Origin of the sequence: Ciceribacter thiooxidans (genome assembly GCF_014126615.1) — a bacterium.
Classification (GTDB): Bacteria; Pseudomonadota; Alphaproteobacteria; order Rhizobiales; family Rhizobiaceae; genus Allorhizobium; species Allorhizobium thiooxidans.
This window is the reverse complement of record NZ_CP059896.1, coordinates 2,624,125-2,639,253: the sequence shown is the minus strand read 5'-3', so window position 1 is coordinate 2,639,253 and position 15,129 is coordinate 2,624,125. Positions and strand designations below refer to the sequence as shown.

Here is a 15,129-nt window from a genome sequence, read left to right as displayed (position 1 = left end):
CTTCGCTAGCTCTCTCTTGGCGCCGCCGCCCGTTTCAGCCGGTCGTTGATCGCTTCCCCGAGCCCGCGGTTCGGAACCGGCGTGACGGCGATGTGCGCCGCCCCGCTCGCATCGGCCTTCTTCATATAGTCGAAGAGATGGGCGGCGGCTTCCGCAAGATCGCCGTCGGGACTGAGGTCGAGCACCAGCCTCGCGCCTTCTTCTCCCTCGACCGGCGTACCGGCGAAGCGGATCAGCGCGTCGCCCGGTGCGATGCGCTCTGCATCGAGCTGCATTGCGGCGTTCGGCGCATAGTGGGAGGCGAGCATGCCGGGCGCCTCGATGGCCGCGCCGGCGCCTGCCGGACGTTCCACCGGCAATCCGCTTGCCTCTTCGAGTGCTTCGACGGCGATGCCGCCGGGACGCAAGAGGCGCAGCCTGTCGGGTTCGACGCACACGATGGTCGATTCGACCCCGACGCGGCAGGGGCCGCCGTCAAGCACGAGTTCGATCCGCCCGCCGAGATCGTCGAGCACATGGCGCGCGGCGGTCGGGCTGATCTTGCCGGAGGAATTGGCGCTCGGCGCTGCAAGCGGGTGGCCGAAGGCGCGGATGAGGTCGCCGGCAAAGCCCTGCGGCACGCGCACACCGACCGTATCGAGGCCGGCCGTTGCCAGCGGATGGATACCGCTTTGCGGCTTCAGCGGCAGAACGAGGGTGAGCGGCCCCGGCCAGAAGCGCTCGGCGAGCCTCCGCGACACCGGATCGAAGGCGGCGTAGCGTTCGGCCATCTGAAGGTCCGCCATGTGGCAGATCAGCGGATTGAAGCGCGGACGTCCCTTGGTCTCGTAGATGCGGGTGATCGCTGCCGGATCGGTGGCGTCGGCGGCAAGTCCGTAAACCGTTTCGGTCGGTACTGCGACCGGCAGCCCGCGCGACAGGATCGCAACCGCCTCGGTGATCGCCTGCTGCCGGGCGGGTTCGATTGAAATGCATTTTGCCATGTCGGCGCTCGCAACGTCCTGTTTCCCCGTCCATAGCGTGTCTTGCACGCCGGGATCAAACCTCTTTTTTCGGCGCGGGCGGCGCCCACGCAGGCTTTGTCCACAGGTCGGAGGACCTTGAGACGGAGGATCGCTAAAACTTTATCCATCGGCGTAACCGAAAGAAAGAATTCTGCCTTTTATAGTCCTGTCCAACGACAGATTGGCCTCGAAATGCCGGGACGACAGACATGCTTCCTCCGAAGAACCCCGCCTCCAGTATTGCCCTGCGCGTCGCGACCGCCATGCACCAGATGGGCATAGAGGGCCTGCCGCGGAACTACGAGCTGGTTTACGAGGCCTATGCCGGCAGCAACCCGGAACTGGTGCGGGAGTTCGTGGCGCTCGGCAAGAACAAGACACAGGACGCGCTCGATGCCCTCGGGCGGAAATACTTGCCGCACCATCACGAAGCGGGCCTTCTGAGCCGCCATAACGGCCACGTCCGCGCCGAACTCAGCAACTTCATCAGCCTCCTGAACGAGGAGAAGGTCTCGCTCACCGACTACGGCCGTCTGATCGGCGATGCCTCGCGGGTGATCCTGTCGGACGGCGACATCGACCATGTCGAGCTCGGCCAATCGATCACCGCGCTCAAGGTCGCGACGGAGAAGCGGGCGACCCAGAACAGCACCGTGGTGCGCGCGGTCGTCAACAAGACGGCGGCCCTCGCCGACCTGCAGCGCGAAGCGGAAGATGCGGAGACTGCGAAGTTCGTCGACGCCCTGACGGGGCTTGGAAGCCGGCGCGCCTTCAACAAGGCGCTTGCCAAGGTCTACGCCAATCCGGGAATGCCGGTGCTTTGTGGGCTCGCCGTCGGCGAGATCGACGAGTACGGCCGCATTTCCGAACAGATGGGCGCCGCCGTTGCCGAACGCTTCCTGAAGCAGGTGTCGAAGATCGTGCAGACGGTGACGAACGGCGGCGACCTCGCCTGCCGCTTCGACGGTGCACGCTTCGGCATGCTCTTCTATACCTCCGAACAGGAGGAGGTGAGCCGTATCGTCGATCTGGTGCGGACGAAGCTCGCCTCCACGGCGGTCGTCAACAGCGGCTCCGGCCGCGCGCTCGGCCAGGCGCAGATGTCCTTCGGCATCTGTTTCTCCGAACAGGCGCCGAACGCCTTCGATCTCACGAGCTATGCGGAACGGGCACTCGCAACCTCAAAAGCTGCGGGCGGCAACACCGTCACCGTCTATGGTGCGGGCGAGGGCGGCTTCGTTCCGAAGGACTGGCTGATCTACAGGAAACAGTCCGTCGGCGGCTTCCGCGGCTGAACGATCGCGAGCGCTGCCGGCGTCAGAGGGCGGCGATGATCTTGCGCAATTCGACGTCGCGGGCGCCCAGCATCAGCACGTTCTTCAGGGCTTCCTTCGGGTCCCGGGTGCGGAAGAGCACGCCGTTGTCGCGAACCGAGCGGTCGATTGCCATCGTGTGACTATCCCGATCGGGCTGGATCGCGACGGCGAAATACATGCGCGAGAAATCCGGTCGGATGCGCTCGAAGAACTGTTCGGTGCCGCCGATGTCGGCGAAGAAATTGGTGAGGTAGAACGCCCACTTCACATCGGCAAAGCGGGCGAAGCTGGTGCGCGCCGACGTCACGTGGCAGTAGCCCAGATGCGGCTGGTTCTCGAGCGTGCGATGAAAGATGAGTTTCGGAAAGCGGATCGACCGGTGGAAGGTGTTGATCCGCTCGTGGGCCGTCTCGCCCGCGGCTTCGAGCTTGCGACCGGTGCGCGCGGCCACCTCCTCGTGGGTCAGGTAGCGACGTTCTTCTGCGAGCCAGTCCTCGCGGCGTCGTGAAATCCGCCCGGTGCGCAGGAACTCGCTGTGGACGGCCTTGAGCGCCGATGGCGGTGCGTCGCTTTTCTTCAGTGCGAAATATCTGAACTTGGCCATGATCCAACTTAAGTGGCAAGGCGAGGCTCCGAACAAGCCCCGGCAAACCGGCATCATGAAGGGCTTTCTTTACGCGAAGCTTGCGCCCTTTATGCGAGGCTTGCGCCGTCGTCCGCCGCGAGCTTGTGGCCACCCTGTTTCACGCCGCCGTGCACTTGTCGATTTGCGCCAATCGGCCCTTTCGAAAGGACTGATGCCATTTTTCCAAGCAACTGTTTTAAAAGCGTTATGGCTAGGATTTTCGCCCGTCTTCAGCGCTGATTTGCAATGTCGTGATTGCTTGAGGCGATGTCGTTTCGCAGCGCAGCAGAGGCGCACCGCTGTGGTTAGATGATCGAAGGACGGCGCCCTGCTCAACAGGCCGCCGACCGGTTTTTCCCGCCACGCCCTGCCGAACGAGGACACCGATGGATCTGCACAGTTCCGTGTTGCGTCAACTCAAGAACCGCCGCGAGGGCTTCAGCCTCGCGCAACCGTTCTACATCGATCCCGACTACTTCAAGCTCGACATGGAGACGATCTGGTATCGCGACTGGCTGTTCATCGGTCATGATTGCGAGGTCCCGCGCGCCGGCAACTATTTCACCGCGCAGATCGGCGACTATCCGGTTGTTGTCGTGCGCGGCAAGGACGGTGCGATCCGCGCCTTCCACAACACATGCCGCCATCGGGGTCACCGCGTCTGCACCTCCGACCGTGGCGCTTCCGCCAAGCTGGTCTGCCCCTATCACCAGTGGACCTACGATCTCGACGGGTCGCTCGTCTTCGCTCGCCAGATGGGCGAGACCTTCGACAAGAGCGAGTTCGGTCTGAAAACCGTCCATTGCGAAAGCGTCGGCGGTTACGTCTTCGTCTGCCTCGCCGACGAGGCGCCGGATTTCGCACCTATGCGGGCGGCCATCGAGCCCTACCTGAAGCCTCATCGGCTATGGGAGGCGAAGGTCGCCCATCGCAGCACGATCATCGAGAAGGGCAACTGGAAGCTCGTCTGGGAGAACAACCGCGAATGTTACCATTGCGCCGGCAACCATCCGGAGCTCTGCCGTACCTATCCGGAAGCGCCGACCGCGACGGGCGTACAGGGCGCCAAGGACGATCCCTTCATCGCCGAACACTGGGCGCGCTGCGAGGCTGCCGGCCTGCCGAGCGAATTCCGGATGGACCCGACGGGACAGTTCCGCGTCGCCCGTATGCCGCTGATCCAGGAAGCCGAAAGCTACACGCTGAGCGGCAAGCCGGCCGTTCGTCGGCCGCTCTCCGCCGACGTGCCCGTCAGCCATGTCGGCACCATGCTGCTCTTCCACTATCCGACGACCTGGAACCACATTCTCGGCGACCACGCGATCTCCTTCCGCGTGCTGCCGCTGTCGGCAGAGGAGACCGCCGTCACCACGACCTGGCTGGTCAACAAGGACGCCGTGGAAGGGGTGGATTACGATCTCGATACACTGACCCATGTCTGGACGATGACCAACGACCAGGACCGGGCGATCGTCGAGGAAAACGCCTTCGGTATCCGCTCGCCGGCCTATGAGCCGGGGCCCTATTCGTTGGATCACGAGGGCGGTGTCATGCAGTTCGTCGAGTGGTATTCGAATTTCATGGTCGACCGCCTCCAGGGTCGCGAAGCCCCCCTTTCCGCGGTCGCCTGATATGAACATCTCCGTCCCGAATTACCGCCATGTCGACGAGATGCGCCCCTGGTCAGACCGGGAGCACAGGCTCGCCTGTGTCGCCGTCACGCCCGAATCGCCGGACGTGATGACCTTCACCTTCCGGCCGGACCGTTCCGGTCTCTGGTTCCGTTACCTGCCCGGCCAGTTCGTCACGCTCGAACTGCCGGTCGGCCCGGAGCCGGTGCTGCGCACCTATACGCTCTCCTCCAGCCCGTCGCGGCCCTATACGGTCGCGGTCACGGTGAAGGCGCAGGCGGGCTCCATCGGTACACGCTGGATGTTCGACCACCTGAAGCCCGGCATGGTGCTGACGGCGATCGGCCCGCTCGGCGATTTTTCCTATGTTCGCCATCCCGGCCGCAAATATCTCTTCATCTCGGCCGGTTCCGGCATCACGCCGATGATGTCGATGACGCGCGACCTGGGCGACCGGTCGCCCGACAGCGACATCGCCTTCGTGCACTGTGCCCGCACGCCGGACGACATCATCTTCCGTGCGGAGCTCGAGGCCAAGGCCCGCGAGATGGAGAACCTCTCCCTCGGCTTCGTCGTCCGGCAGGCCGCCCGCGGCCAGCTCTGGTCCGGCCTCAAGGGGCGGATCGACAAGGCGAAGATCGCGCTGCTTGCTCCCGATTTCCTCGACCGCACCGTCTTCTGCTGCGGACCCGAGCCGTTCATGGCGACGGTGCGGGAATCACTCGCCAGCGCCGGCTTCGAAATGAAGAACTATCATGAGGAAACCTTCCAGCCGGTGAAGCCGGAGCCGCCGGTGGTGGTCGCCGATCCCTCGGGGGAAGCCGCACCGACGAAAGTCACCTTCGCGATGTCCGGCAAGGAGGGCGCCTGCGAGCCGGGTCACACCCTCCTGCAGGCGGCCCGTGCTGCAGGCGTGCGCATCGGTGCGGCCTGCGAATCCGGACTCTGTGGCACCTGCAAGGTGATGAAGCTTTCCGGTGAGGTGGAGATGAACCACAACGGCGGCATTCTCGACGACGAGATCGACGAGGGATATGTGCTCGCCTGTTGCTCGCGCCCGAAAGGGGACGTCGAGATCGAGGCATGACGGCGTCGCTCCGGAACAACATGGCTCCCCGGACGTTTTCCCGGCGTCCGGGTGGCAGAACGCGCATTCATGCGTCGTTCAGGATGCCTTTTCTATCCTGACGGGTATCTTGTTGCGACAATACTACGCTTTCGCGTGCCGGGCGAAATTGTGGTACCATGTTCTGCAAGAATTAGGATGGAGTAAGTGTCATGAAGACGACAGTTAAACGCTGGGCCGCGCTGGCCCTGGCCTCCGCCCTGACAATGGGCGTCTATACTCCCGCCGAGGCGGTCACCGTCCCGGTCCCTGCGCCGAAGGTCGAAACCTCGGGCGATGTGATCCAGGCCAGACACCGCCACTACTACCCGCCCTACTATTACCGTGGCTATCGCGGTTATCGACACCCGCGTCCGGGCTATCGCTATCACAACGGCTATTGGTTTCCGCTGGCAGCATTTGGTGCCGGTCTGGTGATCGGCGGCGCGCTGGCCGCCCCGCCGCCGCGGGCGCGTACGGGTCTCAGCCCCAGGCATTACCGGTGGTGCGAGGCTCGTTACCGGTCGTATGACCCGTATTCGAACACCTTCCAGCCGTATCACGGGCCGCGCCGCCAGTGCGTCTCGCCTTACTATTGAGCCAACGGCACCTGCAAGAGGCATAAAGATGCCCGGCTTCGGCCGGGCATCTTTCGTTGATGGACAAAGGTTGCCGTGACCTGTGCGGTTCCACATCCTCCGTCATGCCGGACTTGATCCGGCATCCAGTCACGGTGCGTCCGCGCCGTGGATGAAACTTTTGCGATCAAGGGCTTGATCGCGCTGGATGCCGGCTCCGAGGCCGGCATGACGGTAGGCTTGAGCTTGCGCCGTAAGTTGTCGCAGGCCCTCGCTGCGGTTCCCGGCAAAACGGAAAAGGGGCACCGGCCCGAGCCGATGCCCCTCCGCAAGCGGTGAGCGTGTCCGTCAGCCGATCATCGCGTTGTCGTCGCGCTTGATCGCGATGACGGTCGAGCGCGGCAGCTTACCTTCGCCGTCCGGGAAGGGCGCGTCGGGATGCTGGATGCCGACGAAGTGCGTGCGCTTGTCGGCCGACCAGGTCTGGCCGGTGACTTCCGAACCCTTCGGTGCGGTCAGGAAGCGCTCGATGCGGCCGGTGGCCGGATCGCCCGCGAGCATCTGGTTGTTGCCCTGACCGGCGAAGTCGCCCTCGTTCGAATCCTCGCCGTCCGTCTGGATCCAGAGAAGGCCGGTCGTATCGAACATCATGCCGTCCGGCGAGTTGAACATGTTGCCGGCGTTGATGTTGGAGGAGCCGGCATAGGCGTCCTTGTGAACGTCCGGATTGCCGGCCATGCAGAACAGGTCCCACTTGAACTTGCCGTCGGCATGATCGTCGTTTTCCGGATACCAGCGGACGATCTGCCCGTACTCGTTCTTCTCGCGCGGGTTCGGGCCACCGACCGGCATCTCGTCGCCACCGGCATTCTTCTTGATGCCGCGCTTGCTGTTGTTGGTCAGTGCGCAATAGGCCTCGATGGCAACCGGATTGATCGCCACCCATTCCGGACGGTCCATCGTCGTGGCGCCGACCTTGGAGGCGGCCTGACGGGTGAAGACGCAGATCTCGTCCATCTTCATGCCGGTCGTCTCCGGCGTCAGCGCCAGCCATTCGCCGGTTCCGTCATCGGCGAACTTCGCGACGAAAAGCGTGCCCTCGTCGAGCAGCTTGGAGGTATCGCCGCCCGGAACGTAGATGCCGTTCGAGACGTATTTGTAGAGGAACTCGCCACGCTCGTCGTCGCCCATGTAGACGACCACGCGCCCGTCGCGGGCAATCACCACGGCGGCATTCTCGTGCTTGATGCGGCCGAGGGCGGTGCGCTTTACCGGGGTCGACGTGGCGCTCGACGGGTCGATCTCGACCACGTAGCCGGCGCGGCGCGGCTCGTTGGGGTTCTTCGAGACATCGAAGCGCTCGTCGAACTTTTCGTAGGCGTAGCGGGTCTCGGCCGTGATGCCGTACCGGGCATAGTCCTCCGGCAGGGCGAAGTTCGCATCCGTCGAGCCGAAATAGCCGTTGAAGTTCTCCTCGCAGGTCAGATAGGTGCCCCACGGCGTACGGCCGGCGCCGCAGTTGTTGAAGGTGCCGAGACAGTCGGTGCCGTTCGGATCGGCGGCCGTCTTGACGAGTTCGGAACCGGCGGCTGGGCCCGAAAGCTTCATTGGCGTGTTGTGGTGGATGCGGCGGTTGAACGGGCTGTCGAGCACGATCTGCCAGCCGCTTTCGCCCTCGGCGACTTCCATGACCGTCACGCCCTGCATGTTCTGCAGGATCTTCACGTCGTCGGCCGACTGCGGCACGCCTTTTTCGGTGTGCGGCAGGTTGGTTTCCGGGTTCACGTATTCATGATTGATGGCGATCACCTGATGGCCGCCGATGACGAAGAGCTCCATCCCGTCGGTATTCTCGCCGAAGACCTTGTCGGAGTTTTCGAGGCTGACGCCCTTCGCCGGATCGACGTCCGGAACGTTGGAAAACAGCGGCTGGCCCCATTTGGCGAGCGGCTGCCAGCTGTAGCCTTCCGGAACATGGACCGTGTTGTCGGTGGCGATCGGAACCGGCTTGAACTGAAAGCGCGAGGCCGCTTCCTGGGCCTGCGCCGAGGTCGAGCTCATCAGGTTGCCGAGCGTGCCCATGGCGGCGGCGGCCGAACCGAGGACGAGCACGCCGCCGAGGAAACCGCGGCGCGAGATCGCCCGCTCGACGACCCGGTCGAAATCGGTTTCGGCCGGCGGCGGGTTCTGCAGTTCGTCCCATTCGTCCCAAGACAGCTTGCTGGTGTCGACGTCGGTCATGGTTTGCTCCTGTGCTGACGCTGTTGGAATATCCGAACTGCGGGTTAACGGGCTGCCGTTACAGTTCTGTGACGGGCCCGCCCGGGCCTGTGGAAGCTGCGCCATTTCTTCAATTGTCCACGGGCTGAACGGTGTGTCACCCGCAGATCCCGCGGGTGTACCGGATTTTCCCTGTCATCCCGTGCCGATGATAACTAAGTTGGCAAAAGCCAATCGATCGGAGACCTCCATGTCGTTCTTTCCCGGAATCGACCCAGCCGCCGGCGACGCGCCGGCCTGCGACGCCATCGAACATCTCATCATTCCACGGACCAGCGACATCGGCGGGCTTGCCGTGCGTCGTGCGCTGCCCTCGGCCAAACGACGTCTGGTCGGCCCCTTCATCTTTTTCGACCGCATGGGCCCGGCCGTGCTGAAGGCGGGCGAGGCGCTCGACGTGCGCCCGCATCCGCATATCGGCCTCTCGACCGTCACCTATCTCTTCGACGGCGAGATCAAGCACCGCGACAGCCTCGGGACGACGCTCGTCATCCGTCCCGGCGACATCAACCTGATGACGGCGGGCAGGGGGATCGTCCATTCCGAACGCACGCCGGAAAACCTGCGTGGCAGCCCGCTCTCGATTTCCGGCCTGCAGACCTGGATCGCTCTTCCCGACGAGAAGGAGGAGATCGACCCCGCATTCGCCCATACCGGGCGTGACGCGATGCCCGTCTTTGACGACCACGGCGCCAGCGGGCGGGTGGTGATCGGCAGTCTTTCCGGCATGGCCTCGCCGGTCGGGGTCTTCTCCGACACGCTCTATGTCGACCTGGCGCTCGTGCCCGGCGCCACTTTCCCGTTCGATGCCGGCCACGAGGAGCGCGCCGCTTATGTCCTGTCCGGGGAGGTGGAGATCGCCGGCGATCGTTTCGGCGCCGACCAGTTGCTGGTTTTCCGCCCCGGCGACGCGATCACGCTGAAGGGAGGGGTCGACGGTTGTCACGTCATGCTTTTCGGTGGCGCTCCGCTTGCTTCCCCGCGTCACGTCTGGTGGAACTTCGTTTCCTCGTCGAAGGAACGCATCGAAAAGGCCAAGGAGGAATGGCGTACCGGCAGATTCGACATTGTTCCCGGCGACGAAGACGAGTTTGTCCCTTTGCCCGAGCGTCGTTAACTTCTATATAAGGGAGGCATGGGCCGTTCTGCGGTGTTGCCGGGCCGGAAATTTCCGCCTGGGGCGCAGGACCCTTGAACCGAAGACATAAGAAGAATGAGGCCTGAGCCCGTGACATCGCTGCCCGAGACCCCCTTGCTCGACAAGGTGAAGCTGCCGACGGACCTGCGTGAACTGGAAGACCGCGACCTGCCGCAGCTTGCCCGCGAGGTCCGCGACGAAATGATCGACGCAGTGTCGAAGACCGGCGGACACCTGGGCGCCGGCCTCGGTGTCGTCGAGCTGACGATCGCGATCCACAAGGTTTTCAACACGCCGCACGACCGGCTGATCTTCGACGTCGGACACCAGTGCTATCCCCACAAGATCCTCACCGGCCGGCGTGACCGCATCCGCACGCTGCGGCAGGAGGGTGGCCTTTCCGGCTTTACCCGTCGGGCCGAGAGCGAATACGATCCGTTCGGCGCCGCACACTCCTCGACCTCGATCTCGGCCGGCCTCGGCATGGCGGTCGCTGCCGAACTTAGCCATACCGATCGCAACGTCATCGCGGTGATCGGCGACGGCGCGATGTCGGCCGGCATGGCCTACGAGGCGCTCAACAATGCCGGCGCACTGGACGCCCGGCTGATCGTCATCCTGAACGACAACGACATGTCGATCGCGCCGCCGACCGGCGCGATGAGCGCCTATCTGGCAAGGCTCGCCTCCGGCCGCACCTATATGGGCTTCCGCGACTTCGGCAAGAAACTGACGGCCTATCTCGGCAAGAGCGTCGACCGGGCGCTTACCCGTGCGGTCGAACATGCCCGCGGCTACGTGACCGGCGGTACCATGTTCGAGGAGATGGGCTTCTACCATATCGGCCCGATCGACGGGCATTCTTTCGAGCACCTTCTGCCGGTGCTGCGCAATGTCCGCGACAACGGCAGGGGTCCGGTGCTGATCCATGTCGTGACCCAGAAGGGCAAGGGCTACGCTCCGGCGGAAGCGGCCGCCGACAAGTATCACGGCGTCAACAAGTTCGACATCATCACCGGCACGCAGGCCAAGGCGAAGCCGAACGCACCGAGCTATACCGCCGTGTTCGGCGAAACGCTGGTGCAGGAGGCGACCCTTGACGAGAAGATCGTCGGGATCACCGCGGCGATGCCCTCCGGCACCGGCATCGACAAGCTGCAGGAAGCCTTCCCTCACCGCACCTTCGACGTCGGCATTGCCGAGCAGCACGCCGTCACCTTCGCCGCGGGTCTTGCGGCGGAAGGCTTCAAACCCTTCTGCGCGATCTATTCCACCTTCCTGCAGCGCGCCTACGACCAGGTCGTTCACGACGTGGCGATCCAGAGATTGCCGGTGCGCTTCCCGATCGACCGCGCCGGCCTCGTCGGCGCCGACGGGCCGACCCATGCCGGCTCATTCGACACCGGCTTCCTCTCCTCGCTTCCCGGTTTCGTGGTCATGGCCGCCGCCGACGAGGCGGAGCTGAAGCACATGGTGCGCACGGCCGCAGCTTACGACGAAGGCCCGATCTCCTTCCGCTATCCGCGCGGTGAGGGGGTCGGCGTGCAACTGCCCGAACGCGGCTCCATCCTGGAGATCGGCAAGGGCCGGATCGTCAAGGAAGGCACCAAGATCGCCCTTCTCTCGTTCGGCACGCGCCTTGCGGAATGTCTGCTCGCAGCCGAGGACCTCGACGCCGCCGGACTTCCGACGACGGTGGCGGACGCCCGCTTCGCCAAACCTCTCGATCACGACCTCATCCGCCGGCTCGCCCGCGAGCATGCGGTGCTGGTGACCGTCGAGGAAGGGGCCGCCGGAGGCTTCGGCAGCCAGGTGCTGCACTTCCTTTCGGGCGAGGGCCTGCTCGATCACGGTCTCAAGATCCGTTCCCTCGTGCTTCCCGACGTGTGGATGGAGCAAGGCAAGCCCGAGGCGATGTATGAGAAGGCCGGCCTCGACAGTCGCGGCATCGTCGAGACGGTGTTCCGCGCGCTCGGCCAGAAGGGTTTCGGCGTGAACGCCGCGGGCTGAACGCCGGCACCCTCTTTTACTCCAAAAGAAAAGGCCCGGATCGCGGCGGCGGTCCGGGCCTTCTTCATGACGTCGCGGAGACGGTCAGAACTCCGACCATTCCTGCTTGACGGCCGCCGAAGACGAGCCGCCGCCGAAGGCGCCGGCGACGCGGTTCGCGAGCGCCCGGGCAGGGGACGCGGCGGGGCCGCTGCCTTCCGTTGCCGCCTGAGGCGCCGGACGGCGACCCGCCGACCGTGATGCGGCGGAGGGAGAGGCGGCGCGCAGTTCACGCTCGCCGGTTTCGGCGAGCGTGAACTGCGCAAGAAGGCTGTTCAGCGAGGTGGCTTCCGTCGCGAGCGAATGGCTGGCGGCGGTCTGCTGCTCGACCATGGCGGCATTCTGCTGTGTGCCCTGGTCCATCAGGTTGACGGCGGTGTTGATCTCCTGCAGGCCGGTCGCCTGTTCGCGGCTCGCCGTCACGATCGCCGCGACGTGCTGGCTGATGTCCTGGACGGCGACGACGATCTTTTCCAGCTCCGAGCCGGTCTCGCCGACCAGCGCGACGCCGGTTCCGACATGGGCGCTCGAGGTGGAGATCAACGACTTGATCTCCTTCGCCGCATTGGCCGAGCGCTGGGCGAGCTCGCGCACTTCCTGGGCGACGACGGCGAAGCCCTTGCCGGCATCACCGGCGCGGGCGGCCTCGACCCCGGCGTTGAGGGCGAGCAGGTTGGTCTGGAAGGCGATGTCCTCGATGACGCCGATGATGTTGCCGATTTCGCCGGAAGACTTCTCGATCTCGTTCATCGCGGCGACCGCATTGCGGACGACGGTACCGGAACGTTCCGCCCCGCTGCGGGTACGGGCGACGAGTTCGCCAGCGTTTTCGGCCCGCATGGCGGTATCCTTCACCGTCGTGGTCACCTGTTCGAGGGCGGCTGCGGTCTCCTCGACCGAAGCGGCCTGTTGTTCGGTGCGCTTGGCGAGGTCGTCGGCGGCAGCGCGGATTTCCGCTGCACCCGCATTGATCGCCGCGGCGTTCTCACCGACCGAGCGGAGCGCACCCTGCAGTTTTTCGAGCGAGTTGTTGAAGTCGATGCGGAGCGGATCGAGCCGCGGCGCGAACGCGTTGCGGATTCGGTAGGCAACATTGCCCTCGGAAAGCGCCGTCAGACCGGCTGCAAGCTTGTCCATCGCAAAGGCGATTTCTTCGGTCTCGCGGGCCTTCTCCGCTTCCGCGGCGCGGCGTTCCTCTTCAGAGCGCAGGCGCATCGCCTCGGTCTCTCCGGAAAGGCGCAGCTTCTCGACGGCGGCGTCCTTGAAGACGACGACGGCCTTCGCCATCTGGCCGACTTCGTCGCCGCGGTCGAGTGCCGGCACTTCGATGTCGTGATCGCCCTCGGCGAGCCGCGTCATCGCTGCGGTCATGCCGACGATCGGGGTGACAATCGAGCGGGCGAGCAGCCAGATCAGCGCGACGGCCATGCCGCCGGCAACCGCGCTGCCGAGGATCAGCGCCATCTGGATGTCGCTGTGGGCGCTGGCCTGTTCGGCCCGCTTCGCCTCGAGCATCGCGACGACCTGCTGCTTGATGCTCGCCGCCGCCTCGCGGAAGGCATCGAGCTGTCCCTTGGAGGCATTGCGGCCGATCTCGATGATTTCGGATATCGGTGCCTCGGTGTTCTTGCGGGCGGCGAGTTGCGGCTCGGTCAGCTGGGTATGGAAGACGTCTGCCGCCTTTTTCATTGCGCCGAGCGACGCGACCAGGCCTGCGTCGCCTGCGGCGAGGGTCTCGGCCTCGGCGATCGACTTCAGCATGCGTTCGCGATTTGCAAAGACGTCGTTATAGGTGCTCTCGCTGCGGAACAGCAGGTAACCGCGCTGGTTCACCGCCTGCTCCAGCATGGATTCCAGTGCGTTGTCCACGGAGGCGAGGATCTGTTCGGCACGCTCCTGCTCCTGGGAGGCGAGCTTGGCGTGCCAGGCCTGCAGGAAGACGATGGCGGAGGCGACGAAGCACCCGGCCATGATCGCCATGAAGGTCACGATCAGTTTTTTACTCAGCGACAAGTTCTTTATGGACATGCCAAAGGGTCTTTCACGCTCGAATGTCGGTCGGCAGGCGGGCGCTCGGCCCGGCCGGATCGGCTTGCGGGAGGGCATGATCGGGCCTTCGCCAGCGCGCAGCCTTCATGGCGCGCGTAAGACACGGGCGGAACCGACGATCGGCCCACCCTGTAACGGATTACCCTTACAATCCGTTAGCAAGCGCTGATGAAATTGACGGAACCGAAATCCAGCGAAAAAAGAATTACTCGGAAGGCACCAGCAGCAGAAAATCGAGGTCCTTTTGCGGGTAGAAGTCCTCGGCCGTCATCTCGAACGTGGTCGGGCCGACCTTCCGGACGCCTTCGCCACAGAAGCTGACGTAATTCTTCGGGCTTCCCTTGTCGACGGTCAGCTTGAAATGCTTGATCGACCCACCCCAGTTCGCCCCGGTGGTGAGCACGTAGGAGATCCAGCTCTCCATGAAATAAGGACCGGTCTGGTCGTTGGCCGCCTTTTCGAGCTTGGCCGCCGTCTTCATGAAGGCACTGTCGATGCAGTACTTCTTGAGGTATTCCTCGTAGCTGTAGCCCGGCTTTCCGTCCTGGATGAAGGAGAGGCCGGCGGTGCCGCCGACACCGGGCCTGTATTCGTGATGGACGCGCACCTCCTTGCCCGCGGGGAAGGTCGTCTTCCACCAGTAGGCGGACTTCAGCGTCCAGAGCGGCATCGGATGGTGCTCCCAGCCCTTGCCCGCGTCGTAGGCGTCGTCGAAGACGAGGCCGCGCGCCGTCCAGTCGGAAAGCACGTCCGGGGGAAGCTTTTCGAGGGCCGCATAAGTCGCGTCGCTGAAGGGCAGGAGGGAGACGCCGCGCGCCTTCACCTCGTCGGTCATGTCGATCCCCATCGCGTAGACGCGCTGCTGCAACTCCGGCGTGATCTCCTCGCCGTCCTGCTTCACGACGAAGCCGAGGAAGTTGTCGGACTGCGTGTCGCCGATCGCTATGTTGGCGGCGGGGCCGGTCGTGATGTCGGGCATCGGGAAGGCGATGTAGGATTCGACGTCCTTGTCGGAGCCGTTGCGGAAGACATAGTCGACGGTCACCTTGTCCGGCGAGATAAAGAGGTCTTCGCTTTCCATGGAGACCTCAGTCGTCTGCACGTAGACGAGGCCGCCGGCTTTCAGTTCCGCCATCGTGTCGTTGGCGATCGCCGCCGGCGCGACAGCGACACTCGAAAGGAGAACCAGGAGAGCTTTCTTCATCGCGAGAATCCTTCTGCGTCGGGCTGGCCACAGTTAGCGACCGATTCCGGGAACGGTCAATGACCCGGACGATGGCACCAAAAAAAGCCCCTCGACGGAAGACGGAGAGGTGCTGCGGAACAAAAGGCTTGCCACGGCCTGCTTTGCGGG

Annotated in this window: 11 protein-coding genes; 6 read left to right on the top strand and 5 right to left on the bottom strand. The window is 64.4% G+C overall.

Going from position 1 to position 15,129, the window contains the following annotated elements:
- Positions 1 to 5: 5 nt before the first annotated feature.
- Positions 6 to 983 carry an L-threonylcarbamoyladenylate synthase gene (locus tag H4I97_RS12925; RefSeq protein ID WP_182305067.1) on the bottom strand — a complete coding sequence of 326 codons (978 nt, stop codon included), beginning with the start codon at positions 981 to 983 and terminating at the stop codon, positions 6 to 8.
- A gap of 230 nt (positions 984 to 1,213) precedes the next feature.
- Here H4I97_RS12925 and H4I97_RS12920 point away from each other — a divergent pair, with 230 nt between their 5' ends.
- A complete protein-coding gene (locus H4I97_RS12920; RefSeq protein WP_182305066.1) occupies positions 1,214 to 2,299 on the top strand; it encodes a GGDEF domain-containing protein in 1,086 nt (361 codons plus the stop codon).
- Between the two features lie 22 nt (positions 2,300 to 2,321).
- Here H4I97_RS12920 and H4I97_RS12915 read toward each other — a convergent pair whose 3' ends face one another.
- A complete protein-coding gene (locus H4I97_RS12915; RefSeq protein ID WP_182305064.1) occupies positions 2,322 to 2,924 on the bottom strand; it encodes a DUF6656 family protein in 603 nt (200 codons plus the stop codon).
- Between the two features lie 407 nt (positions 2,925 to 3,331).
- On the opposite strand from H4I97_RS12915, the gene H4I97_RS12910 reads away from it, so the two are divergent.
- The 3 genes from H4I97_RS12910 to H4I97_RS12900 all read left to right on the top strand — a co-directional run bounded on the left by H4I97_RS12910 (position 3,332) and on the right by H4I97_RS12900 (position 6,280).
- On the top strand, positions 3,332 to 4,576 hold the full coding sequence (locus H4I97_RS12910) for an aromatic ring-hydroxylating oxygenase subunit alpha (RefSeq protein ID WP_182305062.1): 1,245 nt from the start codon (positions 3,332 to 3,334) through the stop codon (positions 4,574 to 4,576).
- A gap of 1 nt (position 4,577) precedes the next feature.
- Positions 4,578 to 5,663, top strand: a complete 1,086-nt coding sequence (locus H4I97_RS12905; RefSeq protein WP_182305061.1) for an FAD-binding oxidoreductase — start codon at positions 4,578 to 4,580, stop codon at positions 5,661 to 5,663.
- Positions 5,664 to 5,854: 191 nt separating this feature from the next.
- Positions 5,855 to 6,280, top strand: coding sequence for a BA14K family protein (locus H4I97_RS12900; protein ID WP_182305059.1), 426 nt, complete (start codon positions 5,855 to 5,857; stop codon positions 6,278 to 6,280).
- A gap of 327 nt (positions 6,281 to 6,607) precedes the next feature.
- Here the strand turns inward: H4I97_RS12900 and H4I97_RS12895 are convergent, their stop codons facing one another.
- Positions 6,608 to 8,500: a PhoX family protein gene (locus H4I97_RS12895; RefSeq protein WP_182305057.1), complete on the bottom strand. Its 1,893-nt coding sequence runs from the start codon at positions 8,498 to 8,500 to the stop codon at positions 6,608 to 6,610.
- 229 nt (positions 8,501 to 8,729) lie between these two features.
- Between H4I97_RS12895 and H4I97_RS12890 the strand changes: the two genes are divergently transcribed.
- Positions 8,730 to 9,656 carry a pirin family protein gene (locus H4I97_RS12890; protein WP_182305055.1) on the top strand — a complete coding sequence of 309 codons (927 nt, stop codon included), beginning with the start codon at positions 8,730 to 8,732 and terminating at the stop codon, positions 9,654 to 9,656.
- Between the two features lie 111 nt (positions 9,657 to 9,767).
- Positions 9,768 to 11,687 (top strand): 1-deoxy-D-xylulose-5-phosphate synthase, encoded by a 1,920-nt coding sequence (gene dxs, locus H4I97_RS12885; RefSeq protein WP_182305054.1) that lies wholly within the window; start codon positions 9,768 to 9,770, stop codon positions 11,685 to 11,687.
- 84 nt (positions 11,688 to 11,771) lie between these two features.
- Here dxs and H4I97_RS12880 read toward each other — a convergent pair whose 3' ends face one another.
- Complete coding sequence (locus H4I97_RS12880) at positions 11,772 to 13,754, bottom strand: methyl-accepting chemotaxis protein (RefSeq protein ID WP_182305052.1); 1,983 nt, start codon at positions 13,752 to 13,754, stop codon at positions 11,772 to 11,774.
- Between the two features lie 226 nt (positions 13,755 to 13,980).
- Positions 13,981 to 14,979, bottom strand: a complete 999-nt coding sequence (locus tag H4I97_RS12875) for a DUF4424 domain-containing protein (RefSeq protein WP_182305050.1) — start codon at positions 14,977 to 14,979, stop codon at positions 13,981 to 13,983.
- Positions 14,980 to 15,129 lie beyond the last annotated feature (150 nt).